Genomic DNA, 311 nt, shown 5'->3' on the forward strand with positions numbered 1-311 from the left:
GGTCACATCATCAATCATCGCACAAGCCGCGATAGCAGGGATATTATATTTATTGCCATCAAGCGCCGCGGTAAAAAACTATAGCCACAGTATCCGATTAGGAAATTATCAAGCATGGACGAGCGAGCCTAAAGCCAATTTAGAGGCGCGGATGATGCAAATTCGTCGTTATTTAAAAGGCTACGGGCCGGCAACTTGGGAGGATTTCAGGCATTGGAGTGGGCTAAATATCGGTGAAATAAACCCAGCGATAGCAGGTCTTGAAGCAGAGCTTGACACATTCACGATAGAGAGCCAAGCTTATGTATCAC

At 46.0% G+C, this 311-nt stretch carries 1 protein-coding gene; it reads left to right on the forward strand.

Going from position 1 to position 311, the window contains the following annotated elements; all coding sequences use genetic code 11:
- Positions 1-311 (forward strand): DNA glycosylase AlkZ-like family protein (locus R8925_RS15995; RefSeq protein ID WP_430536767.1); only part of this gene is annotated, 311 nt, incomplete at both ends.

This window comes from Listeria rocourtiae subsp. hofi, from assembly GCF_963575615.1.
GTDB lineage: Bacteria > Bacillota > Bacilli > Lactobacillales > Listeriaceae > Listeria_A > Listeria_A hofi.